General features: G+C 37.4%; 21 protein-coding genes and 1 pseudogene. 18 read left to right on the top strand and 4 right to left on the bottom strand.

The window, feature by feature from the left end; translation table 11 throughout:
* Window positions 1–9: 9 nt before the first annotated feature.
* Window positions 10–1,344, top strand: a complete 1,335-nt coding sequence (locus tag KQI83_RS02105) for an MATE family efflux transporter (RefSeq protein WP_216554365.1) — start codon at window positions 10–12, stop codon at window positions 1,342–1,344.
* A gap of 3 nt (window positions 1,345–1,347) precedes the next feature.
* Complete coding sequence (locus tag KQI83_RS02100) at window positions 1,348–2,727, top strand: MATE family efflux transporter (RefSeq protein WP_216554363.1); 1,380 nt, start codon at window positions 1,348–1,350, stop codon at window positions 2,725–2,727.
* 44 nt (window positions 2,728–2,771) lie between these two features.
* On the opposite strand, the gene KQI83_RS17180 is transcribed toward KQI83_RS02100, so the two are convergent.
* From KQI83_RS17180 to KQI83_RS02085, 4 genes are all read right to left on the bottom strand, one after another.
* Window positions 2,772–2,915 carry a hypothetical protein gene (locus tag KQI83_RS17180; protein ID WP_253295470.1) on the bottom strand — a complete coding sequence of 48 codons (144 nt, stop codon included), beginning with the start codon at window positions 2,913–2,915 and terminating at the stop codon, window positions 2,772–2,774.
* Window positions 2,867–3,187 (bottom strand): hypothetical protein, encoded by a 321-nt coding sequence (locus KQI83_RS02095; protein ID WP_253295469.1) that lies wholly within the window; start codon window positions 3,185–3,187, stop codon window positions 2,867–2,869. Before KQI83_RS02095 ends, KQI83_RS17180 begins: the two co-directional genes overlap by 49 nt.
* Before the next feature lie 107 nt (window positions 3,188–3,294).
* The gene (locus KQI83_RS02090) at window positions 3,295–3,837 is read right to left on the bottom strand and encodes a GNAT family N-acetyltransferase (RefSeq protein ID WP_216554361.1); all 543 of its coding nucleotides are present in this window, start codon (window positions 3,835–3,837) and stop codon (window positions 3,295–3,297) included.
* 3 nt (window positions 3,838–3,840) lie between these two features.
* A complete protein-coding gene (locus KQI83_RS02085) occupies window positions 3,841–4,650 on the bottom strand; it encodes a YhfC family intramembrane metalloprotease (RefSeq protein WP_216554359.1) in 810 nt (269 codons plus the stop codon).
* 111 nt (window positions 4,651–4,761) lie between these two features.
* On the opposite strand from KQI83_RS02085, the gene KQI83_RS02080 reads away from it, so the two are divergent.
* The 16 genes and pseudogenes from KQI83_RS02080 to KQI83_RS02005 form a co-directional block, all read left to right on the top strand.
* Window positions 4,762–4,947, top strand: a complete 186-nt coding sequence (locus KQI83_RS02080; RefSeq protein WP_216554357.1) for a ferritin-like domain-containing protein — start codon at window positions 4,762–4,764, stop codon at window positions 4,945–4,947.
* A gap of 10 nt (window positions 4,948–4,957) precedes the next feature.
* Window positions 4,958–5,230 carry a spore coat protein gene (locus KQI83_RS02075; protein WP_216554355.1) on the top strand — a complete coding sequence of 91 codons (273 nt, stop codon included), beginning with the start codon at window positions 4,958–4,960 and terminating at the stop codon, window positions 5,228–5,230.
* Between the two features lie 163 nt (window positions 5,231–5,393).
* Window positions 5,394–6,146, top strand: coding sequence for a response regulator (locus tag KQI83_RS02070; protein WP_216554353.1), 753 nt, complete (start codon window positions 5,394–5,396; stop codon window positions 6,144–6,146).
* Window positions 6,147–6,161: 15 nt separating this feature from the next.
* Window positions 6,162–9,050 (top strand): PAS domain-containing hybrid sensor histidine kinase/response regulator, encoded by a 2,889-nt coding sequence (locus tag KQI83_RS02065; RefSeq protein ID WP_216554351.1) that lies wholly within the window; start codon window positions 6,162–6,164, stop codon window positions 9,048–9,050.
* A 7-nt stretch (window positions 9,051–9,057) separates the two neighbouring features.
* Window positions 9,058–10,500, top strand: coding sequence for an alpha-amylase (locus tag KQI83_RS02060; protein WP_216554349.1), 1,443 nt, complete (start codon window positions 9,058–9,060; stop codon window positions 10,498–10,500).
* Between the two features lie 83 nt (window positions 10,501–10,583).
* Window positions 10,584–11,468 carry a DMT family transporter gene (locus tag KQI83_RS02055; RefSeq protein ID WP_216554347.1) on the top strand — a complete coding sequence of 295 codons (885 nt, stop codon included), beginning with the start codon at window positions 10,584–10,586 and terminating at the stop codon, window positions 11,466–11,468.
* Window positions 11,469–11,580: 112 nt separating this feature from the next.
* Complete coding sequence (locus KQI83_RS02050; protein ID WP_216554471.1) at window positions 11,581–11,970, top strand: MerR family transcriptional regulator; 390 nt, start codon at window positions 11,581–11,583, stop codon at window positions 11,968–11,970.
* A 16-nt stretch (window positions 11,971–11,986) separates the two neighbouring features.
* The gene (locus tag KQI83_RS02045; protein ID WP_216554345.1) at window positions 11,987–13,741 is read left to right on the top strand and encodes a 1-deoxy-D-xylulose-5-phosphate synthase; all 1,755 of its coding nucleotides are present in this window, start codon (window positions 11,987–11,989) and stop codon (window positions 13,739–13,741) included.
* A 324-nt stretch (window positions 13,742–14,065) separates the two neighbouring features.
* Window positions 14,066–15,151 (top strand): tryptophan--tRNA ligase, encoded by a 1,086-nt coding sequence (gene trpS / locus KQI83_RS02040; RefSeq protein WP_216554343.1) that lies wholly within the window; start codon window positions 14,066–14,068, stop codon window positions 15,149–15,151.
* Between the two features lie 166 nt (window positions 15,152–15,317).
* On the top strand, window positions 15,318–16,271 hold the full coding sequence (locus KQI83_RS02035) for a DUF2156 domain-containing protein (RefSeq protein ID WP_253295468.1): 954 nt from the start codon (window positions 15,318–15,320) through the stop codon (window positions 16,269–16,271).
* Window position 16,272: 1 nt separating this feature from the next.
* Window positions 16,273–17,436: a CobW family GTP-binding protein gene (locus KQI83_RS02030; protein ID WP_216554342.1), complete on the top strand. Its 1,164-nt coding sequence runs from the start codon at window positions 16,273–16,275 to the stop codon at window positions 17,434–17,436.
* 16 nt (window positions 17,437–17,452) lie between these two features.
* Window positions 17,453–18,394 (top strand): TIGR03943 family putative permease subunit, encoded by a 942-nt coding sequence (locus KQI83_RS02025; protein WP_216554340.1) that lies wholly within the window; start codon window positions 17,453–17,455, stop codon window positions 18,392–18,394.
* 246 nt (window positions 18,395–18,640) lie between these two features.
* Complete coding sequence (locus KQI83_RS02020) at window positions 18,641–20,077, top strand: HD domain-containing phosphohydrolase (RefSeq protein WP_216554338.1); 1,437 nt, start codon at window positions 18,641–18,643, stop codon at window positions 20,075–20,077.
* The gene (locus tag KQI83_RS02015; RefSeq protein ID WP_216554336.1) at window positions 20,070–22,739 is read left to right on the top strand and encodes an ATP-binding protein; all 2,670 of its coding nucleotides are present in this window, start codon (window positions 20,070–20,072) and stop codon (window positions 22,737–22,739) included. The genes KQI83_RS02020 and KQI83_RS02015 overlap by 8 nt, the downstream gene beginning before the upstream one ends.
* Before the next feature lie 39 nt (window positions 22,740–22,778).
* A complete protein-coding gene (locus tag KQI83_RS02010; RefSeq protein ID WP_216554334.1) occupies window positions 22,779–23,456 on the top strand; it encodes a FadR/GntR family transcriptional regulator in 678 nt (225 codons plus the stop codon).
* A gap of 80 nt (window positions 23,457–23,536) precedes the next feature.
* Window positions 23,537–24,069: pseudogene (locus KQI83_RS02005) on the top strand (hypothetical protein); the annotation flags it as partial.

Genomic DNA, 24,069 nt, shown 5'->3' with positions numbered 1-24,069 from the left:
GAAAAAGATATGAAAGATTTAACAAAGGGAAGACCGGAAAAGTTGCTGCTATCTTTTTCACTTCCCATTTTTTTCGGAAATTTATTACAGTTAACCTACAGTCTGGTTGATACCAGAATTGTAGGTTCCTATTTGGGAAAACATGCATTAGCAGCCGTAGGGGCAACCAGTACAATGAGTGGTCTGTTAATTGGATTTTTGATGGGACTGGCTAACGGATTTGCCATTATTCAGGCACAATGCTTCGGAGCCAAGGATATGAGGCGGTTAAGAAAATCTTTAGCGGCATCATTTGTACTAGGTGGTGGAATTACCTTAGTACTTACCGTTTTGGGACTTGTTTTCCTAAATCCCATTCTTCGTTTTTTAAATATTTCAGAACAGTTAATGGGAACCGCCAGAGAGTATATTTTCATTATTATGGCAGGAATGATTGTGACATTACTGTATGATGTATGTGCAGCAGTAATGCGTGCGATAGGAGATACCATTACGCCACTTATTATTTTGGCAATATCGGTAGTGCTGAATATCGTAGGCGATATGTTTTTTATCTGTGTGTTAAAGACAGGAGTGCGAGGAGCAGCAATCGCTACAGTATTGGCGCAGTTAATAGCATTGATAGTATGCATAATTTTCATGCTAAAGAAATACGATATACTTCGTTTGCAACGAGAAGATTTTACATTCATGGAAAAAAATATGATTGGAGAAATGTTAAATTCCGGTCTATCCATGGGCTTTATGAGTTCCCTGGTAAATATCGGTTCTCTTTCCTTGCAGACAGCAATCAATAAGCTGGGAGAAGATATTATTGTAGCTCATACGGCAGCAAGAAAAATATCAGAGATATTTATGATTATGTTTAGTGTATTTGGGCAGGCAATGGCTACTTATTGTGGTCAGAATCTTGGCGCAGGCGAGATAGGAAGAATTAAGAAAGGGATTAAGGTTGCCATTGTCTATACATGCATTTGGTGTACCTTTACGATTATCGCAAGTTATACCATTGGTTCCTGGCTGGTTCACTTGGTAACCGGAAGTAAAAATACCGTAATTATAGAAAATGCAACCAATTATTTGAAGTTTGATACACTGTTTTATTATGTAACAGCATTTATCTGTATTATACGAAATGCGTTACAGGGAATCGGAGATCATATTACACCGTTAGTATCCAGTTCCTTGGAAATGATAGGAAAAATTGTATTGGCATGGCTTTTAGTGCCATGTTTAGGATATACCGGAGTCATTCTTTCAGAACCAATCGTATGGTTTATTATGGTGATTCCGTTAATAGTACAGATTTTGCGAACACCGGTATTGAAAGTAAAAGAAGGATAAGCAATGTTTAAAGCAAAAAACAAAGAAACAAAAAAATATGAAATGGATATGTGTAGTGGTTCCATTTTAAAGAAAATGCTACTATTTACAGTACCTCTTATGTGTTCCAGTATTTTGCAGTTATTATTCAACGCAGCAGATGTGATAGTAGTTGGAAGCTTTGTAGGCGATAATGCTTTGGCGGCAGTAGGTTCCAATACAGCATTGATTAATCTACTTACAAACTTTTTCCTTGGGTTTTCCATTGGGGCAAATGTTTTAGTTGCACGTTTTTATGGAGCAAAACAGGAAAAAGAATTGAAAGAGACAGTGCATACTGCTATTATGGTTAGCATATATAGTGGTATTGCTCTGACGTTAATCGGATGCATTGGTGCAAAGCAGATTTTAATCTGGATGAAAACACCAAAGGATGTGCTTCCGTTAGCGACTTTGTATCTTAGAATTTACTTTATCGGAATGACAGCAACAATGCTTTATAATTTCGGAAGTGCGATTTTAAGAGCGGTGGGAGATACCAGACGACCACTATATTATTTGACAGCAGCAGGGATTATCAATGTGGCACTGAATCTTTTATTTGTCATTGTTTTAAAGATGTCAGTGGCAGGAGTAGCACTTGCAACGGTAATTTCCGAGTGTATTTCGGCGTTTTTGGTTATTCGTTGTATGCGAAGAAGCGAAGGTGGTATTCGTCTGGAATGGAAGAGCTTACGGATTTACCCACAGAAGTTTTTGAAAATATTGCAGATAGGGTTGCCGGCAAGTTTTCAGGGAATCATTTTTTCCATATCCAATGTAATTATTCAGGCATCGGTAAATTCCTTCGGAGCAACCGTAGTGGCAGGAAATTCAGCGGCGGCAAATATTGAAGGATTCGTATATGTATCTATGAATGCGTTCCATCAGGCAGCCATTTCCTTTACCAGCCAAAACATAGGAGCGGCAAAATATGAACGAGTCAATAAAATCCTATATACAGCGGAGCTTTGTGTTATTGTAGTAGGAATTGTACTTGGAAATATGGCAGTATTTTTCGGACATCCATTACTTGGAATGTATACTTCCAGCGAGGCTGTTATGGAGGCTGGAATGAAGCGAATGGGTGTGATTGCCAGAACTTATGCCTTATGTGGAATGATGGATGTTATGGTAGGCTCACTACGAGGATTGGGATATTCCGTTATGCCGATGCTGGTATCGTTGGTAGGAGCCTGTGGATTAAGGCTGTTGTGGATTTTCACCTTTTTCCAGCACGCTCCATTTCACACAACAACGTCTTTGTATTTAACCTATCCGGCTAGCTGGATTATTACTTTTTCAGCACATGTAATATGCTTTATGATTGTAAGAAAAAAATTAGCAAAAAGATGGGGAAAATAACGAAAAGAAAGAGTCCGAGCAAACTCTTTATTCTAAGATATAGATTATTCTAATACAAGTAAAAGTGCCATTTTGAATTTTCCATTTGCAGTAACACTATGAAGACCATTTTTCTCAAAGCGGAAACACTCACCGGCTTTTAATTCATAATCGGTATCTTCATATCCGATAGTTGCGTTTCCTTCCAATGCAAAGACAATAGCATTGGAAGGAAACGGTGAGGAGTAAGCCCGGTGCCTTCATCAAATGCCATAAGCACATACTTCATAGTAGGGTTACTTAATACATCCATGTTAGCAATGCTACCTTCTTCATAATACACCAGTCCTTCTGATATTTGCATTCCACATAAAGTTTTCGGTGGTACAACCAGTGCCATATCTGGTTTTAGAAAGACTTCTTTTTGGTTTTCTCCAATAATAAATATTCCTTGTCCGGCAGCACCTATATACATAGTCATTCGGTCATAGCTTTCTTGACTGATAGATGTATCTTTTCCCATGGAAAAATAAGTTATTTTGGGTATACATTGTCTCTTATTAACGGAAAATATAATAAATGTAATAACTAATGCGCCGGAGCAAAAGGTTCAGGTGGAATGTTGTGTTCACCAATCATTTTTTCCATCCAAATCATATCATACCAGCGATTCAGCTTAAAACCGCAATTATGAAAATGTCCGATTGTGGTAAATCCCAAAGCTTTATGAAAAGCAATACTGCCAGGATTCGGATAAGCAATGCAGGCATTTAGATTTAATACATGCTGTTGTACCAGTTGTTTTTCCAGTTCCGCATAGAGTAATTTTCCCACACCTCGACCATGAAAATCCTGTTGTATGTAAATAGAAGTTTCTGCACACCAGACGTAAGCCGCCCGTGGATGAAAAGAAGAAGCATATGCATATCCCACAGGTGCGTTCTGATATTCAGCCACTAAGTATGGATATTTTTCGAGTGTCTGGGTAATACGCTTTGTAAATTCTTCGACAGAAGGAACTTCATATTCAAATGTAATGGCAGTGTCTGTTACATAAGGCGCATAAATTGTAAGAAGAGCAGCTGCGTCTTCAGGAATTGCTCTTCTTATGGTAATGGTATCTGTGTACATAAGTTAGCCTTTCTTTTGAAAAAGATTCGTATCTCCGTCTGTTGTATAGATGTGGTGCGACCAAAGAGTCACCACTCCGGTATAAATAATACCAATGGCTTCTGTTGCAATGAGTGGTAAGACATCCATCTGGTAAAGTCCTGCAAAAATATCCAGTCCGGTATGAAGAAGAATTGCCACAGGAAAAAGCCATTTTTTCTCCGGTTTTTGAACGGCATAGTAAACAATTACAGAGAGTGCAATATGGAAAATAAATGCATAAGCACGTTCTAATACCGTTAATGCACAAGTACCTACGGTCATAGAAGAAATCAAAGAGACAATGGATTGTAAAGAAGTAAGTTCGTCTCCGGTAGTAGAAGAAAGGAGAGCGTTAATACTTCCATTATGAATCATAAGAGCAATGGAAAAATATTGAATAAATCCAAAGCCTACCACAGACATAGATTCAAATCCACCGTGTCCGATACCATAAGTAATAGCTGTTTCTTTTCCGGAAGTTTTCTTCTGTAAAAAGCGAAATGCTACAAAGCGTCCGGTTTCTTCAAAAAGTCCTGCAACGAGTCCGGCATACAGGGCATATAAAATCGGTGTAGCCGTAATGATGCGGGAAACAGGGGTGTCCATATAAAGAAAGAAAATGTGCGGAAACATTTCCAAAATACGGGCAAAGATTAAAAATATGATAGCCCCTGTAAGTGCGGGCAATACTTTTGCTTTCGTTTTTACGCACCAAACAATCAGTACCAGAATAGGAACAGAAATTGTAAGAATGCCAACAGAAAGTATAGCGGATAATGTTGATGTTGACATAAAAATGTCCCCCTTTTTTTATATAAATTTAGTATAGCAGAATATTTTGTACAGGAACAGGGAAATTTATTTTATGTGACATAAAAAAGTAGAAATGAAAGGAGATTTTCCATGAATCAGTTATCAGACAAAGAATTGTCCGCATTAAATGATTTGCTTCCGGGAGAAGAACTTTTGATTAAAAAGTTTCAGATGTTGGCAGAGCATAGTACCGATGCAGAGGTAAAAGCAAAATTTACAGAAATCGCAAATGAGCACAAAGAGCATTTTCGTTCTTTGTATTCTTTGTTAGGTTAGGAGGAGAAATATGCAGCAACCACTTTATTCAGAAAAAGAAGTATTAGCGGATGCATTATCCGCAGAAAAATCAGCAACCACTTTGTATAATACGTTTTCCAATGAGTGTGTACACGAAAATGTAAGAAATGCTATTTTAGATTGCTTAGAAAAGGAACATGACATTCAGCAGGAAGTATTTAATATGATGCATGATAGAGGATTTTATCCAACCCCTTCCGCAGATACACAAAAGATGGAAGAAGCAAAGCAAAAGTATCAGCAGTGTATGCAAAGCTTTTAGAAGAAATACAAGCACGCGTCGAATGTTTAGGTGTTCGGCGCGTAAATTATATGTGTAAAAATACAGTTAAGCTACATATTGCAAACATCATAGTGTATATGATATAATTTTTTTGTGTATTTATAAACAAAACAAAAAAAAGTATGACAAAAGAGGATGAGATATGGAAAATGTGCGACCGAATGTATTAATAGTTGACGATGATGTACAGGCATTAGAAACCATGAGTTTATATTTGGCAGGGATATCGGAAGTATTTACCGCAACGGGAGGAAGACAGGCCATAGAGGTAGTACAGCAACAACATATGGATGTAATTCTTTTGGATGTAGATATGCCGGGGATGAATGGGTTTAAAACACTGGAACAGTTTCGAAAATTGAAGGAATGTATCAATGTTCCGGTAGTATTGGTAACTGGAAAAAGAGATAAAGATACTGTTATGAATTCTGTAGTGTTGGGAGTGGATGGTTACTTAGCAAAACCGGTAGATAAGGAAACCCTGCGTCAAAAAGTAATGGAGGTTTTTGAAGAAAAGAGCAGCAGAGAGAACCGTAAAACAATATTGGCAATTGATGATGATATGTCATATTTAAAGATAATCGACAGTTATTTGCATGATGATTACAATGTGATAATTATAAATTCGGCGAAATTAGCATTAAATTATTTAATAAAAAATACGCCGGATTTGATTTTGTTAGATTATCAGATGCCGCTTTATAATGGGGCAAATGTAATGAATATGATACAAAGGAATTTAGAGGGTTCCCAGATTCCGGTTATTATACTTTCGGGAGTATTGGATCGGGAAGCCTTACAGGAGTGTTATGCCTGCAAACCGGCAGCATGCCTTGTAAAACCAGTAAGCAAGGAGGTTTTGATAGAAACAATCGAAAGCTCTTTGAATGGGTAAAAGGGGGAACAGACAATGAAATATGCATTTTCATATACACTGTTTGCCAGCTGTGTCATGGCATTTTATCTGGCTGTACGCAACATTTATTATAATGGATGGAAGTATTTTGAAAATCGTGTACAGTCAGTATTTTGTATTTCCAGTGGAGTCTGGAGTCTGGGATTTTGGAGATTAATCATACAGACCAATCCGGATGTTTCACATCATTGGAGAGCAGTAGGAATGATTGGGATGTTTTCCTATCTGATTGCAGGGCAGATGTTAGTGTGTCATGTGTCGGGAATAAGAAAATCTATTCGTATTTTTATGGAGGGATTTTCTTTTTTGGGTATCATTATTTATTTTTTTATAATGCAAAGAAATCAGATTATATATAAGTTAGACCGTCAGGGAATGACATATTATTTTAAGGCAGGAGTTTGGAATAATATTTATACTGCATATACCGTAATTGTTGCATTAAATATGCTGGTGGTTATTCTTTATATGATGAGATGTGCAAAGGAAAAAAGACTGCGTGTATTGGGAAAACGGTTGCTCATGGCAGAAATTGTTATTGCATTTGGAATGTTATTAGATACAATTTTCCCTATGTTTGGAATCTATGCAATTCCCGGAAGTACGATAGGACAGTTTGTTGGAATGGTAATAATGTATTGGGCAGTAAATGTTATCAATCGTTCCAGAATAACTGTAAAAAATATGTCTGAATTCATATATTATTCGTTGCAAATTCCTATTTTAGTATATGATGTTGACAAGAAACTTGAAATATTGAATGACGCAGCATGCACACTATTTGGCGTAGATAGAGATAGTAAATGGGAATTAGAGATAGAGCATGTTTTTAATATTACAGACAAGGAAGTGTTTGATTTTGAGGGAAAAAGTAAGGATATCGACACGATATGTCAGAAGAATCAGTTAGATTGTAGTCTTACGATAAATAAAATTTACGATGATTATGGCGATTTGATTGGTTATATCATTTTTGTAACAGATTTATCAGAACGAATGAAGTATGTAAAACGCTTGGAAGAGGCAAGAAAAGAGGCAGAGTATGCAAATCAGGCAAAAAGTACATTTTTAGCTAATATGTCCCATGAGATACGAACACCAATGAATGCGATTATCGGTTTTTCAGAGTTAGTATTGAAAATGGATATCAGTGATGAAGTGCGGGAACACATCCAGGACATTAAGTGGTCGTCCCATAATCTATTGGCAATTATCAATGATATACTGGATATTTCTAAAATCGAATCCGGAAAAATGGAATTGGTGCTTGGAAAATATTATACATCCGGACTTTTGAAAGATGTTTCCTTAATTATTGCTACCCAGGCACGGGCAAAGGGATTGGACTTTCATATGAAGGTAGATTCCAATATACCCAACCGTTTGTATGGAGATAAAATAAGAATTCGTGGTGTATTAATTAACATTTTAAATAATGCAGTAAAGTACACAAAAGAAGGAAGTGTTTCTTTTGAAGTATCGGTATTATCCAGAACCGATACAAGAGTAAAGCTGGAATTTAAAGTTTCAGATACGGGAGTGGGAATACATCCGGAAGAACAGGAGCATTTATTTAAAAGTTTTGAGCAGTTAGATAAAAAGGTGCATTATGGAGTGGAAGGTTCAGGATTGGGGCTTTCCATTGCAAATGGGTATGTACAGTTAATGGGAGGAAAAATCGAAGTAGCCAGTGAGTATGGAAAAGGTTCGGTATTTACGGTTGTTTTAGAACAGGAAATAGTAGATGCTTCACCAATGGATGAGTCCTATTCCCATGAAGAGGAGAAACAAAACGGCAGTACTCTTGGGGTTATGCAAATATCAGATGTACAGGTCTTGGTAGTAGATGATAATTTTGTAAATCTACGAGTAGCAAGTGGAATTATGAAGTCATATGGCTTGCGTGTAGATACGGTGTCAAGTGGAATGGAAGCAATTGAGTTGTGTAAGGAAAATCAGTATCAGCTTATTTTTATGGATCAAATGATGCCTGAGATGAATGGAGTAGAGTCCATGGAAGAAATACGCAAAATAAGTCCCTATTATGCAAAAGGTGGAGTGTGCAAGGTAATTGTACTTACTGCGGATGCAATCAGCGGAGCACGAAGAGAATTAATGGAGCAGGGTTTTGATGAGTATTTGGGTAAACCAATCAATCTAAAGCAAATGGAGCGTTTATTTGTGAAATTTTTACCAAAGGAAAAGATAACGATACAGCAGGCAGCGGTAAAAGAAACAGACAAAGAGCGTGAAGGAGGAGAGAAAAAAGAAATAGCTTATTTGGAAAATGCACTGGAAGGGGTGGAAGTTCAAACAGGAATTAACAATTGTGGTGGAAGCTTGGAAGATTATCTTAAGGTGTTAAAGATTGCCTGGGACTATGGAGAAAGGCAGCTAGAGGAGCTGAAAATCTTGCAAAAGCAACAAAATTATGAAGATTATACTATTAAGGTACATTCTATGAAAAGTACGGCAATGAATATGGGAGCGATAGAACTTTCTGATAAGGCAAAAGCACAGGAAATGGCGGGAAGAAAAGGAGATTATGCATATATTGATGAGCATGTAGAAGCCTTTATTCAAGAATACCAGGCATTGTTGAAAAAGATAGAAGAAGTATTGAAAAAGTATGATTTGCTTGAAAATATGGAAGAGACAGAACAGATGTTGCAGGAAGATATGATTTTTCAGGTTTTAAGAAATATAGAAAATCATATTGAGAACTTTGCTTTTTCGCAGATATTTGAAATCTTAGAGGAAGTAAAGAAGTGTAAGATGTCGGAGAAATATAAAAAGGTATTTGAACAGATTAAGGTATGGATGGATGACCTGCAAGTAGAAAAAATCCAACAATTAATAGAAGAAATCATAAAAAAGGAATGAAAGACTTATGAAAAACGAAACAATGATGCAGTATTTTGAATGGTATTTGCCAGAAGATGCACAGCATTGGAAAAGATGCAAAGAAGCAGCACCGGAGCTTGCGGAACATGGTATTACATTTGCCTGGCTTCCACCTGCGTATAAAGGTGCTGCAGGAATTCAAGATGTGGGATATGGAGTATATGATACTTATGATTTAGGAGAGTTTGACCAGAAAGGAACCATTCCTACCAAGTATGGAACAAAAGAAGAGTACATAGCAGCAATAAAGGCAATGCAGGAACAGGGAATAAAAGTTTTTGGAGATATTGTTCTAAATCACCGCATGGGAGCAGACGAGCAGGAAAAAGTCATAGCAACTAAGGAAAACTGGGGCAATCGTTTTCAGGATATCAGTGGAGAGGAAGAAGTAGAAGTATGGACAAAATTTACCTTTCCGGGAAGAAAGGGAAAGTATTCTGATTTTCAGTGGAATTGGACACATTTTGACGGAACAGACTGGGATGAAGAACGAAAAGAAAAGGCATTGTTGCGTTTTCGGGGAAAAGAGTGGGATTCCGGCGTAGACAGTGAAAATGGAAATTACGATTACCTGATGGGAGACGACTTGGATATGGGAAATCCTGAGGTAATGAAGGAGTTGGAAAAATGGGGCAAATGGTACCTGGATACTACCGGAATTGATGGAATGCGTCTGGATGCAGTAAAGCATATCAATTTTGAATTTTTTAATCAGTGGCTTGGTAAAATGCGAGAATATAAGGGAACAGATTTTTTTGCAGTAGGAGAATATTGGAGTCCGGACAATAATAAGCTTATGAATTATCTCAACGAAACAGGAAAATGTATGCAATTATTTGATGTACCACTTCACTTTAAGTTTTTCGATGCATCTCATGGTGGAGGAAATTATGATATGCGCGGACTTCTGCAAAATACACTGATGCAGACAGGTAGTTGGCATGCCGTCACCTTTGTAGACAATCATGATACACAGCCGGGACAGGCATTGCAGTCTTTTGTTATGGAGTGGTTTAAACCATTGGCATATGGAATTATATTGTTGCAGGAGGCAGGGATCCCGTGCGTATTTTATGGAGATTATTATGGAATTCCCCATGATAATATATCCCCCGTACCTGGATTAAAAACACTTTTAAAATTACGAAAAGATTATGCATATGGTCCACAACATAGTTACTACGATCATCCGGATGTAGTTGGATTTACAAGAGAAGGGATGCCGGAAAAAGAAAACTCCGGTCTTGCACTTTTAATATCAGACGGACCGGGAGGGAGTAAGCAAATGTATGTAGGAAAGCAGTTTGCAGGCAAGACATTCCGGGATGCAATGGAAAAATGTCCGGAAAAAATAACCATTGGAGAGGACGGATGTGGAACGTTTCGTGTGGAAGGTGGTTCCATTTCTGTATGGATTTTAGAAGAATAGACTTGTATTCGTAAGCCTGATGGTCTATAATAGCCATATCCCCCATGGGGGGATATGGCTATTATAAAAGAGGAGGCAGAAGAATGAAGTTAAGAGATAAGAAAAGTCAGGCGATTGGTTTTGCAGTTCTTGCAGCAGCATTATATGCTATTAATGCGCCTGTATCAAAGTTATTATTAAGTAAAGTTTCCGCCACCATGATGGCGGCTTTTTTATATTTAGGAGCAGGAATCGGATTATCTTTGCTTCAAATAATACAAAAAGGAACACATAAAGAAGTAAAAGAAAAACCATTAACCAGAAGAGAGTTGCCCTATACTATAGGAATGATAGTATTAGATATTGCAGCACCATTGTTTCTTATGGCAGGACTTACCATGACAACGGCAGCCAATGCATCTTTACTTAATAATTTTGAAATCGTAGCAACCTCTGTGATTGCATTAGCGGTTTTTCATGAGGCAATCTCAAAGCGTCTTTGGATTGCCATAGGATTGGTAACAGTAGCAAGTTTGATATTATCTTTTGAAGATATTAGTAGTTTATCTTTTTCCATGGGTTCAGTATTCGTGTTGCTGGCATGTGTTTGCTGGGGATTTGAAAACAACTGCACCCGAATGCTTTCGGAAAAGAGTCCCATTGAGATTGTCATTATCAAGGGATTTTGTTCCGGAATGGGTTCATTTGTAATTGCACTGATTATGCGAGAACCCATACCAAAGCTTATTTATATTTTAGGTGCGTTATTGCTGGGATTTGTAGCATACGGATTGAGTATTTTTTTCTACATATATGCACAAAGATATTTAGGGGCGGCAAAGACCAGTGCGTACTATGCCATTTCTCCCTTTATCGGGGTGGCAGTTTCCTTTGTAATATTCCGACAGACACCAACCATATGGTTTTTGATAGCACTGGTGATTATGATGATAGGAACGTATTTTGCTTCTACGGATGGGGAAATATAAAAAGGGAAAGATAAAAAGATAAAAGATAAAAAGATAAAAAAGTACTTGACTTGGAGTAAACTCTAAGGATTACAATAGAACCAGTTCCGAAAAGAGGAGGTGGGTGTTAGAGATGACAATCAAGGAAGTAAGTGAAAAATATAATATTTCCCAGGACACGTTGCGTTACTATGAGCGGGTTGGAATGATTCCACCTGTAACAAGAACCGGTGGAAGGATTCGAGACTATCAGGAAACAGATCTGAGTTGGGTAGAACTGGCAATCTGTATGCGAAGTGCAGGGCTTCCGGTTGAAGCTATGATTGAGTATGTCAGATTATATCAGGAAGGAGATCAGACCATTCCTGCAAGATTGCAGCTTTTGGTAGATCAAAGAGAAGCATTGCTAGAACAGAAAAGACAGATTGATACAACCTTAGAACGCCTGAATTATAAGATTTCAAGATATGAAAAAGCGATAGAAACCGGAAAACTCACATGGGAAAAAGATGCATGTAAATAATAGAAAGGAAGAAAAAATGTATTTAGAAAAGATTAATCAACCAGCAGATGTAAGAAGTTTAAATAAAGAGCAGTTAGAAGCATTAGCAGCAGAAATGCGAACAGCATTATTAAATAAACTCAGTAAACACGGCGGTCATTTTGGACCAAACTTTGGAATGGTAGAAGCAATCATTGCGTTACATTATGTATTTGATTCTCCAAAAGATAAAATGGTATATGATGTATCTCACCAGAGTTATTGTCATAAAATGCTCACAGGCAGAAAAGATGCATTTCTTTATGAAGAAAAATATGATGATGTGTCCGGTTACAGTAATCCGGAGGAAAGCGAGCATGACTTTTTTAACATTGGTCATACCTCTACTTCTGTAAGTCTTGCATGTGGATTGGCAAAGGCAAGAGACTTAAAAGGGGAAAAAGAAAATATTATTGCCATTATTGGTGACGGTTCTTTAAGCGGAGGAGAAGCCTTAGAAGGATTGGATTTTGCACCGGAACTTAAGAGTAATATGATTATTGTTGTAAATGACAACGATATGTCTATTGCAGAAAATCACGGTGGAATGTACCAGAACTTAAAATTACTTCGTGATACCGAAGGAAAGGCAGAATGCAACCTGTTTAAAGCCATGGGATTGGATTATCTTTTTGTGAAAGAAGGAAATGATGTAGAAAAACTAATAGAAGCTTTTCAGAAGGTAAAAGACATCAATCATCCGATTGTAGTGCACATTTGTACCCAAAAGGGAAAAGGATATGCGTTAGCAGAAGAGCATAAAGAACAGTGGCATTGGTGTATGCCATTTGATAAAGAAACAGGAAAATCAACCGTTTCCTTTGATGGGGAAGATTATGGAAGCATGACCGCAGAGTTTCTTATGAAAAAAATGAAAGAAGATAAAACTCTGGTTGGAATTACCTCCGCAACACCAACTGTATTTGGATTTACCGAAGATAAGAGAAAAGAAGCTGGAAGCCAGTTTGTAGATGTGGGAATTGCAGAAGAACATGCCGTTGGATTAGCGTCAGGTATTGCAGCAAATGGTGGCAATCCGGTGTATGGTGTATACAGTACCTTTATTCAAAGAACATATGACCAGTTATCACAGGACTTGTGTATCAATAACAATCCGGCAACTATTCTTGTATTTGCAGCATCTGTATATGGAATGAATGATGTAACACATCTTGGAATTTACGATATACCAATGATGTCCAATATTCCAAATCTGGTATATTTAGCACCAACTACCAAGGAAGAATATCTGGCAATGGTAGAGTGGAGCATTTCCCAAAAAGAGCATCCGGTAGCAATTCGTGTACCGGGTGGAGCCGTGATATCCAATGGAAAAACAGTGACCAAGGATTTTGGAAAGCTTAATCAATATGAAGTGACACAAAAGGGAAGTAAAGTAGCAATCTTGGCATTGGGTACATTCTATTCACTGGGACAGGAAGTTGCCAAGGAGATTGCAAAAGAAACAGGAGTGCAGCCAACACTCATCAACCCAATGTATATCACGGGAACAGACGATAAATTATTAGAAGAATTAAAAGCAGAACATCAGGTAGTGATTACCTTAGAAGATGGTGTGTTAGATGGAGGATTTGGTGAAAAAATTTCCAGATTCTATGGTGCTTCTGATATGAAGGTTTTAAACTACGGACTGAAAAAAGAATTTATAGACAGATATGATGTAAATGAAGTATTAAAAGAAAATCGTTTAACCAAAGAACAAATCGTAGAAGATGCAATGAAATTGTGTTAAACCTTGACAGAAAAGTGGGGATATATTATAGTGTAAGAAGTGAAACTGATGACTGAGAATAGTAAGTATGTGAAGAATTTCAGAGAGCTGTTGGATGGTGCAAGACAGTATTTGAAGCATATGGAATGGACTCATGAGGGCAGCCCGAATTGTAGTAGGCGTTGACGGAATCCCTGCCGTTACCGGGGAGACATATGATAGTATGTACATGGTGGCATTTAAACTCTTATCCTGTATGGATAAGAGTTTTTTTATACAATAGGAAATACCATGTCACATTATGGTAAGTTTAAGAAATATTTCGTAAAAACAGGAGGAATAGAAATGAGCAAAATTATATTGACTGGTGACAGACCTACCGGAAAACTTCATGTAGGACATTATGTAGGATCACTGAAACGAAGAGTAGAATTACAGAATTCAGGAGAATTTGATAAAGTATTTATTATGATAGCAGATGCGCAGGCATTAACGGATAACGCAGATAATCCGGAAAAGGTACGACAGAATATCGTAGAAGTTGCCTTAGATTATATGGCATGCGGTTTAGACCCGGCAAAGTCTACGTTGTTTATTCAGTCTCAAATACCGGAGTTATGTGAGCTGTCCTTTTATTATATGAATTTGGTTACTGTATCAAGATTACAGAGAAACCCTACTGTTAAATCAGAGATTCAGATGCGTAATTTTGAAGCAAGTATACCGGTTGGATTCTTTACTTATCCAATTAGTCAGGCAGCAGATATTACAGCCTTTAAAGCAACTGTTGTTCCGGCAGGTGAAGACCAGATGCCAATGGTAGAGCAGACAAGGGAAATTGTGCATAAGTTTAACTCCGTATATGGAGAAACTTTAGTTGAGCCAAAGATTTTACTACCGGATAATGATGCATGTATGCGACTTCCGGGAATTGATGGAAAGGCTAAGATGAGTAAATCTCTTGGAAACTGTATCTATCTTGCAGAAGAAGCAGATGACATTAAAAAGAAAGTTATGAGTATGTATACAGATCCAAATCACCTACGCGTAGAAGATCCGGGTTCTTTAGAGGGCAATACCGTATTTACCTATTTGGATGCATTTTGTAAAGATGAGCATTTTGAACGTTATTTGCCGGAATATGCAAATCTAGGTGAGTTAAAGGCACATTATCAGCGCGGTGGTTTAGGAGATGTAAAAGTAAAGAAATTCCTAAATAATGTATTGCAGGAAGTATTAGAGCCAATCCGTAACCGTAGAAAAGAGTTACAGAAGGACATTCCTTATGTATATGATGTATTGAAAAAGGGCAGTGAAGAAGCAGAAAAGGTAGCAGCGCAGACCTTAGACGAAGTAAGAAATGCAATGAAAATTAATTATTTTTCTGATGAAGCATTAATTCGTGAACAGTCTGAAAAGTTTCAAGGATAAAAATTGAAAAATAGAAATATGTAAAAGAGAGAAACCAAAGAAAGGAGGTTTCTCTCTTTAAAATTAAGGCAGTTTTCTGATTCTGCTAATAGATTAGCACAAATTGTAAAAATGTGCTATAATAAATGTTCGACTTAAGGAAATGCTTTTAATAAAGAAGGCATTTATGCAAAGCTTTATAACATGCAGTTTGCCAGATGGGAGATTTATGGAGATACCATTTAAAAAAATTAAATTAGAGGATAGAGAGTTAATAGAGAAGTACTTAGAGCAGAAAACCTATCGAAGTTGTGAACTTGTCTTTGCGAATGTTTATTTGTGGAGCAGTAAATATCCGGTAGATTATGCAATAGTAGAAGATACGTTGATTTTCCGAAGTCTGGCAGAATGTGATGGTACCAGTATTACATTTCCGGCAGGTGAGAAGGAATGTATTCACAAAGCTATGGATGTTATGATACAATGGTTTTTGGAGCAAAATCTGGAAATGCATTTACATCTGGTGCAGGAACCGGAGTTTGAGTTGTTGAACCTCTGGTATCCGGGGATGTTTGAGATAACATATAACCGGGATAGTGCCGATTATGTATATGAAACAGAAAAGCTCATTACACTGGCAGGAAAGAAGTTGCATGGGAAGCGTAATCACATTAATAAGTTTAAAGAGACATATCCGGACTGGTGCTATGAACCGATTACAAGAGAAAATGTAGAAGAATGTTTTCAAATGGCATTGGAATGGAGAGAGATAAACCAGTGTGAAAAAGACGTAGAGAAGCGAGATGAGATGAGTGTCGCGCTAAATGCGTTGCGCTTACTGGAAGAACTAAAACTTTCCGGTGGTCTTATTCGAGCAGGTGGTCGTGTGGTGGCATTTGCCATAGGCGAACCATTGAATCCCGATACATTTGTGGTGCATATAGAAAAAGCGTTTTCAGATGTTCAGGGAGCGTATCCTATTATTAATCAACAATTTGCTGCACATGCAGCAAAAGATTACCTTTATGTGAACCGGGAAGAAGATACCGGTTCGGAAGGTCTTAGAAAAGCAAAATTATCATACCGTCCTGTTTTTTTAGTGGATAAAGGCATGGTTAGAAAAATACAAGGAGGAAAGTAAAATGACAAAAATTGATATTATTTCAGGTTTCTTAGGTGCAGGAAAAACAACCTTTATTAAAAAGATGTTAGAGGATGTTTTCAAGGGAGAAAAAATCGTACTGATTGAAAATGAGTTTGGAGAGGTTGGAATTGACGGAGGATTTTTAAAAGATTCCGGTATCGAAATCACAGAAATGAATTCCGGTTGTATTTGCTGTTCTTTAGTTGGAGATTTTGGAAAAAATCTTCGTGAAGTGATTGAACGTTTTCATCCGGATCGTATTTTAATTGAGCCATCCGGAGTAGGTAAATTATCTGACGTTATGAAGTCTGTAAAAGATGTAGAAGAAGAGCAGGATGTAAAATTAAACGGACGTATTACCGTAGTAAATACATTAAAAGCAACGAAACAAATGAAGGCATTTGGAGAGTTCTTTAATAACCAGATTGAATATGCAACAGTTGTGGTATTAAGCCGTACACAGAATGCAAAACCGGAACAGACAGAAGTAGTTGTAAAGGCAGTTCAGGAAAAGAATCCAGAAGCTGCAATCATTACTACTCCATGGGATGAAATTGACGGAAAACAAATTTATAAGGTAATAGAAGAAAAGAAATCCTTAGAAGAAGAACTGATGGAAGAACATCATCATGACCACGAGCATGAGCATCATCACGATCATGACCACGACCATGGAGAAGATTGTACTTGTGGATGCCATGACCATGATCACGACCACGAGCATGAACACCATCACGACCACGAGCATGAGCATCATCACGACCATGATCACGACCACGAGCATGAACACCATCACGACCATGACCACGACCATGGAGAAGATTGTACCTGTGGATGCCATGACCATGATCACGACCACGAACATCATCATCACCATCATGCAGATGATGTATTTACAAGCTGGGGGACTGAGACACCACATGTATTTAAGAAAGAAACTATTGAAAACGCATTAAAAGCCTTCTGTGAAACAGAAGATTATGGCGTGATTTTGAGAGCAAAGGGAATCGTTCCATCGGAAGATGGCACATGGATTTACTTTGACATGGTAGATGGTGAGTATGAGTTGCGTACCGGCGAACCGGATTACACCGGAAGACTTTGTGTAATTGGAACCAATGTAGAGGAAAATAAGCTGAAAGAGTTATTCGGCATTAACTAAGAGAGGTTGTGAAGAGATGGAAATACCTGTATATCTGTTTTCAGGTTTTATGGATAGTGGAAAGACATCCCTGATAAAAGAAACACTAATTGAAGAAAATTTTGGAGAAGGAGCAAAAACTCTTTTGATTGCCTGCGAAGATGGCGAAGTGGAGTATGATGAGGCAGAACTTGCAAAAGCCAATACAAAACTTGTCATGATTGAAGAGGAAGAGGAGTTTACTGAGGAAAAATTAAAAGAATTAGATAATCAGTATAAGCCGGATCAGGTATTCATTGAATACAATGGAACTTGGGAAATGGCAACATTAATGGAAATGAATCTTCCGAAGGGGTGGATGATTGTACAGGCATTGGCTACCGTAGATGCAACAACATTTGACATGTATCTTGCAAATATGCGAGCTATGATTATGGAACAAATCTTTCAGGCAGATGTGGTAATTATCAATCGTTGCGATGACAATACACCGAAGGGAAAATTCCGTCGTGCAATTAAAGTAATTAACCGAAAGGCACAGATTGCTTATGAACGTGCGGACGGAACAGTGGACAATGGTGAGATGGAAGAATTACCATATGACTTAAATCAGGATATTATAGACATTACCGATATGGATTATGGTATCTGGTACATGGATGCATTAGATGATCCAAGAAAGTACGAAGGCAAAAAAGTACGTTTCTTAGCATTGGTTTATCGTCCGGAGAAGTTGAAAAAAGGTGTATTTGTACCGGGACGTTTTGCAATGACTTGCTGTGCAGAGGATATTACCTTTGTGGGATTCAAGTGCAAATACGATAAAGCATCTGAGATTCCACACAAGTCATGGATTACCATTACAGCGGAGATGCATACAGAATTTGCTATTGAATATAAGGGTAAAGGCCCGGTATTGTATACATTAGATGTACAGCCGGCAGAGAAACCGGAAGATGAGTTAGTGTACTTTAACTAAGCGTAGATAGTGGAGGCAACTAATGAAATCCTTTGTCGGAACACTTATTAAAAGAGAACGATTAAAACATAATTATTCACAGGAGGGACTAGGCAGAGAAATCTGTGTAGTCTCTTATCTTTCTTAATTGAACAAGGTACTAAAGTAACAAGTTAGAGGTTTTTTCCATACAACACTAGTGATATTTGAAAAAGTATGTTAGAATATTCCTCTAGGATTATGCAAAAGAAAGGAAGATAGGTTGCTATGAGATATGTCATCATGGATGATGTACAACCTGGAATGATATTAGGAAGAGGCATTTATGACTTCACTGCGCGGACACTTTTATCAGAGGGAAAAGAGTTATCACAGGAATTAATTCGAAAATTAAAAGAACGAGGATATCCCGGAGTATATATTGACGATGATTGGTCAAGGGACATTCATGTAGAAGAAATTATATCCATGGAATTGCGTACAAATGCAGCAATGTCCTTGAGAGAGTTGGATATGGATGCAACAATGGATGTATCTGGAAAGATTGTAGAACAGATTTCTCAGGCAAAAGTACTTTCTTTGGATATTATGGATTTAAAATCATATGATGATTACATATATCGTCACTCAGTAAATGTTGCAGTATTATCTACCATAATTGGTATGGGAGTGGGATATGACACAGCAGAGTTAAAGGATTTGTGTTTGTCGGCTATGTGCCATGATCTTGGAAAAATTTTAATTGACCAACGAATCTTGAACAAACCGGGAAAGTTAAATGCCATGGAAAATGAAGTGGTTAGAAGACATCCACAGTTGTCCTATGACATGTTGTATGACAGATGGAATATTCCGGCAAGAGTAAAAGCAGGGGTATTGTGTCATCACGAAAATGAGGACGGAAGTGGTTATCCCAATGGTTTGCCAGGCGACAAGATACATCCATTTGCCAAAATTATTCATGTGGCAGATGTGTATGATGCTCTGTCTTCCAAACGCCCATATAAAGAAGCTTGTTCTTATTCAGAATCATTTGAATACCTGATGGGTGGTTGCGGAACATTATTTGATCAAAAAATAGTAGAGATATTTGCAAACTATGTTACCATTTATCCGAAAGGAATGATGGTAGAACTGTCCGATGGACAGCAGGCGGTAGTAATGGAAAACAATAAAAATGACCGTGTGCGTCCGAAAGTGAAGTTATTGGATGGACAAGTGTTAGACTTGCGTGATACCGCTAAAAATAGAAATATTACAATTGTAAAACAGAGTGGAACGCATGCTATGGTTGCAGATGAAATTGAAGAAAATGAAAAAGGCCGCAATCAGAAGATATATCATATTCTTGCAGTAGATGATATGGTATCAAGCCTTCAGCAAATCAAAGGAATTCTGGCAGGTAAATATAAGATTTCAATGGTAAAATCAGGACAACAAGCGTTGGAATTTTTGAAAAAGAAAAAGCCGGATTTGATTCTGATGGATGTGGCGATGCCGGATAAAAACGGAATAGAAACAGTAAAGGAAATACGAGAACGTTTTCCGGAGCATATACCGGTTATTTTTGTATCGGCATTGCATGATATACAGACTGTATTGGAGTGTAGGAATATACAGGCAGAAGATTATATATTAAAGCCATTCGAACCATCGTATTTAAAAGAGAGAATAAAAAGTGTTTTAGGAGAAGAAGATGTCTGATATGCTTGTGATTTTACAAATAATAGCAGTGGTAGTTTGCTTGAATATTATAGTTACATTATGTTTTAGAAAGCAATGTACCGAACGAGGTACATTGCTTTTAATTATGGTATCTGTATTTGCTTACAATTTAGTAGGAGCACTTACCGGAGCCATGGAAAGAAGTTATATACATGAAATATCTGACATACTTTATATGATGGCAGAAGTCTGCTTTTTCCTTGGAATGTGGAAACTGGTTGGATATTTAATAAACCGCCCATGGTCTAGAAGGCTGTTGAATATGGTGACGGTTTATTTTTCAATTCTTTTAATCATCCGATTTACCAATGATTGGCATTCGTTATTTTATAAAAAGAAATTTATTCAGGAGGTAGATGGAAAAGCTTGTTTGCAGGTAGAGCCGGGAATTGGAGCCTATGTTTATATGTGGAGCATCTTTTTGAATATTTTTCTGTTGTTTTGTGTGTGTCTTTGTGTGTGTATAAGACGGAGAAAAAGAACAGGAAGAAATGAATGGATGAAGTATCGCCTATTGGTAATTGCAACATCTATTCCCTGCATTACCAGTGGCTTGTATTTTATCAAAGATAATAATTATTATAAAATAGAACCGGTTGGCATGTTAATACAAAGTATATTGATATTGTTGGTAGTAAACAGATACCATTTTTTGCAGGTGGTAGAGCATGCAAGAAATCTGGTAGTGGAAACTATGGATATTGGATTGATTATTGTAGATTTACGATATGGATATTTGAATTCGAATCTCTATGCAAGAAAAGTATTGCCGGAATTGAAACAATTGGAGCGTGGACAAAATATTCAAACAATGATTCCAAAGACCAAAGAGTTTTTTGAAAGTGCAATAGAGGGACAACTGGAAAGTGAAAACCGTTGTTATGCATGGAAGCGTTCCGAAGTATATTTGGAAAAACATCAAAGAGGATATTCAGTTTGTCTATATGATATTACAGATTCTAAAAAGTACACAGAACAGTTGGTAGAGATGAAAAGACAGGCAGAAACCGAGAATGAACAAAAGAGTGCTTTTTTGGCAAATGTCAGTCATGAAATTCGTACCCCTATGAATGTCATTATTGGAATTAGCGAAGTATATAAGCAAAAGACACAAGACCCGGAACTTAAGAGTGTGTTAGGAATGATGCAAGAGGCAGGAGAACGCTTGTTAGAAACAATTAATGAAATATTAGACTTTTCAAAAATAGAAGCGGGGAAGGTCGTAGTAAAAGAAGTAAAATATTCTCTGGAAAAAATGTTAGAAGAGTTTTACTTTATGTTTCAGGAAAAGAAAAGTGAAAAAGTGGAATTTAAAGTGGAAAAAGACGAAAATGTCCCATGTTTTTTAATAGGTGATAGTAGAAAAGTACAGTCTGTACTAATGAATCTTTTGAGTAATGCAATGAAGTATACGAAGGAAGGAAGCGTTATACTAAAAGTATCGGTAGAGGAAAAAGAGAAGGAAGCAAGAATAATATTTCAAGTCAGTGATACAGGAATAGGTATGGAAAAGGAAGATGCAGAGCATATATTTGAAAAGTACATACAGGTAGGAGAAGATACAGAAACGAATTATAAAGGAACAGGCTTAGGTCTTTCCATTACCAGAAGTTTGGTTGAAATGATGAAAGGGACTATTCAAGTGGAAACTGAATTGGGAAAGGGAAGTACTTTTATAGTATCCCTGCCATTGGTAAGAGCAGCAGAAGAAACAGGAGTACAAAGTTTTATTTATCCTGAGTCAAAAGCATTAATTGTAGATGATATGGAAACCAATTTGATTGTGGCAAAGGGAATGTTAGGCTTATATCATATACAGACAAAAGGTGTAAGCTCAGGAAGTCAGGCAATAGAAGCAGTTAAAGAGGAAAACTATGATATTCTGTTAATTGACCAAATGATGCCTGAGATGAGTGGAATTGAGACATTGCAAAAAATACGGGAAATGGGATGTGAAGTGCCGGCAATTGCCTTGACGGCACAAAGTGACGAAGTGGCAATACATCAATTGAAAAATGCAGGATTTGAAAAAGTGTTGATAAAGCCCTTAGAGCGCGCAAATCTGGAGCAAGTGTTAGAAATATACCTTAAAGATAAACAGCAGTATGGAATGCCACAAAAAACAGAAAATGAACAGGATATTTATAAGAGTTACTATTATCAGGTTTCTGCCATGACAGAACAGTTGGAAAAGATGTACAAAAAAGATTTTGATGGATTCCTGATACAAGTGCATGGCATAAAGAGTGCCAGTAGGAATATAGGAGCAGAGAAGTTGGGAAATCTTGCAGAAGAGATAGAAAACGAAGGAAAAGCCGGAAATCGTGAATTTGTGGAGTCACATTTAGCAGAACTGATAGAAAATCTTCGGGAAACGTTGCAAGAGGTGAAAAAGAAAATAGAAAAGCCTCAGGAAAATAAACCGCAAAAAGAAGAAATAGAGCGGAAAACTTTGAAGTACATTGCAGAAAAAATGGAAGAATTTGAATTAGAAGAAGCGCAAAAGGCATTAGAGGATTTGAAAGAATATTCATACCCGATGCGGGAAGAAGCGTTTTTGAAAGAATTAGAACGTATGATGCTAAATCTTGAATATCAGGGTACCATAGAGGAGATTCATGGATTTTTAGCAGAAGGTTAAGGGTACATAGTAACTGAAAGTATAGGAGAAAGAGAAGATATGGAACAAAAAGGGAGACTATCAGATCGTGCGGCAGATAGTATATTATCCATGATTACAGTAGAAAAACGTTTTTTACCGGGAGATAAGTTGCCAAACGAAAATGTATTATCAGAAGAATTGAAAATAAGCAGAACTACATTGCGAGAAGCTATTCGTATTCTTGTGACAGGGGAAATTTTAGAAATTCGCCGGGGAAGAGGAACATTTGTAAGAGAAGATTTGCAGATAGAAAATCCCAAGAAATTGGTTCCGCTCACATCAGCCAAGGTAAAGGCGCGTGATTTGTATGAGATGCGTTTGATATTTGAACCGGAAGCTGCATATTATGCGTCTCTTCGCGCCACGGATAAAGAGATAGAAAGAATCCTTAGTTTGGGCACGGAAATAGAAGAACGGATTCGCCGGGGAAAAGACCGAACTGAGGTAGAGCAGGCATTTCATAAGTCCATTGCAAAAGCAACTCATAATGAGTTTATGAATCAGTTAATGCCGGTGATTTATGAAGGAATTAACAAGGGGGTACGTTTATCTAAAATCCATGAAGAAGCAGTACAGGCAACCTTGATTGATCACAGAATGTTAATGGACTTTTTAAAAGGAAGAAATGCGGAAGGGGCAAGGAATGCCATGCGTATTCATATATTACATGCTATGGAACAATTGCAAATGGAGTAAAAATATAATTGCAAATGATAAAGAAGAGAGTTATTATATAACTTGGAAAAAAATAGAAAACTATGAAGGGAGCAAATAACATGAAACAAAAGATGGCAATGTTGCTGTGTGCAGCCGTTATGTTTACGTCAAGTCCGGTGACGGTCAGAGCAGCAGAAATGGGAGAAGAGGTAATTAATATTGAGGAACAGAACCAATTGGAAGGTGAAGAGCAGACACAGCCGGAAGAAGAGAACCAACCGGAGGATATAGAGCAGACTCAGCCGGAAGAAGAAAACCGGTCAAAAGTTTCCAATCAGGAGCAAGCGGAGAACATTCAGCAACCGGAAGTTACCCAGCAGGAACAAGAACAGAATAAGGAAGAGGAAAACCAATCCGAAGTTTCTGAACAAGAACAGAATAAGGAAGAGGAAAACCAATCCGAAGTTTCCGAGCAAGAACAGTCAGAAAGTATGGATGGAACTGTGAATGGAGCAAAGGTTGTATATTCCGGAAAATCATGTGATTTGGATTGGACGATTGATTCAGAAGGAAAGCTGACAATTAGTGGAAGTGGAGATTATGCATCAAAGGAAAATATACAAGAAGGAATGGTTTATCCAAGATGGATGTA

This window comes from Roseburia sp. MSJ-14, assembly GCF_018918225.1.
Taxonomy (GTDB): domain Bacteria; phylum Bacillota; class Clostridia; order Lachnospirales; family Lachnospiraceae; genus Petralouisia.
Note: the sequence above shows the minus strand (reverse complement) of the source record. Positions and strands in the feature narration are given on the sequence as shown.

Bases quoted from the DNA above. Each gene is read 5' to 3' on its own strand.
- KQI83_RS02105 (WP_216554365.1), top strand. From the start codon at position 10: ATGAAAGATTTAACAAAGGGAAGACCGGAAAAGTTGCTGCTATCTTTT.
- KQI83_RS02100 (WP_216554363.1), top strand. From the start codon at position 1,348: ATGTTTAAAGCAAAAAACAAAGAAACAAAAAAATATGAAATGGATATG.
- KQI83_RS02095 (WP_253295469.1), bottom strand. From the start codon at position 3,187: ATGACTATGTATATAGGTGCTGCCGGACAAGGAATATTTATTATTGGA.
- KQI83_RS02090 (WP_216554361.1), bottom strand. From the start codon at position 3,837: ATGTACACAGATACCATTACCATAAGAAGAGCAATTCCTGAAGACGCA.
- KQI83_RS02085 (WP_216554359.1), bottom strand. From the start codon at position 4,650: ATGTCAACATCAACATTATCCGCTATACTTTCTGTTGGCATTCTTACA.
- KQI83_RS02080 (WP_216554357.1), top strand. From the start codon at position 4,762: ATGAATCAGTTATCAGACAAAGAATTGTCCGCATTAAATGATTTGCTT.
- KQI83_RS02075 (WP_216554355.1), top strand. From the start codon at position 4,958: ATGCAGCAACCACTTTATTCAGAAAAAGAAGTATTAGCGGATGCATTA.
- KQI83_RS02070 (WP_216554353.1), top strand. From the start codon at position 5,394: ATGGAAAATGTGCGACCGAATGTATTAATAGTTGACGATGATGTACAG.
- KQI83_RS02065 (WP_216554351.1), top strand. From the start codon at position 6,162: ATGAAATATGCATTTTCATATACACTGTTTGCCAGCTGTGTCATGGCA.
- KQI83_RS02060 (WP_216554349.1), top strand. From the start codon at position 9,058: ATGAAAAACGAAACAATGATGCAGTATTTTGAATGGTATTTGCCAGAA.
- KQI83_RS02055 (WP_216554347.1), top strand. From the start codon at position 10,584: ATGAAGTTAAGAGATAAGAAAAGTCAGGCGATTGGTTTTGCAGTTCTT.
- KQI83_RS02050 (WP_216554471.1), top strand. From the start codon at position 11,581: ATGACAATCAAGGAAGTAAGTGAAAAATATAATATTTCCCAGGACACG.
- KQI83_RS02045 (WP_216554345.1), top strand. From the start codon at position 11,987: ATGTATTTAGAAAAGATTAATCAACCAGCAGATGTAAGAAGTTTAAAT.
- trpS (WP_216554343.1), top strand. From the start codon at position 14,066: ATGAGCAAAATTATATTGACTGGTGACAGACCTACCGGAAAACTTCAT.
- KQI83_RS02035 (WP_253295468.1), top strand. From the start codon at position 15,318: ATGCAAAGCTTTATAACATGCAGTTTGCCAGATGGGAGATTTATGGAG.
- KQI83_RS02030 (WP_216554342.1), top strand. From the start codon at position 16,273: ATGACAAAAATTGATATTATTTCAGGTTTCTTAGGTGCAGGAAAAACA.
- KQI83_RS02025 (WP_216554340.1), top strand. From the start codon at position 17,453: ATGGAAATACCTGTATATCTGTTTTCAGGTTTTATGGATAGTGGAAAG.
- KQI83_RS02020 (WP_216554338.1), top strand. From the start codon at position 18,641: ATGAGATATGTCATCATGGATGATGTACAACCTGGAATGATATTAGGA.
- KQI83_RS02015 (WP_216554336.1), top strand. From the start codon at position 20,070: ATGTCTGATATGCTTGTGATTTTACAAATAATAGCAGTGGTAGTTTGC.
- KQI83_RS02010 (WP_216554334.1), top strand. From the start codon at position 22,779: ATGGAACAAAAAGGGAGACTATCAGATCGTGCGGCAGATAGTATATTA.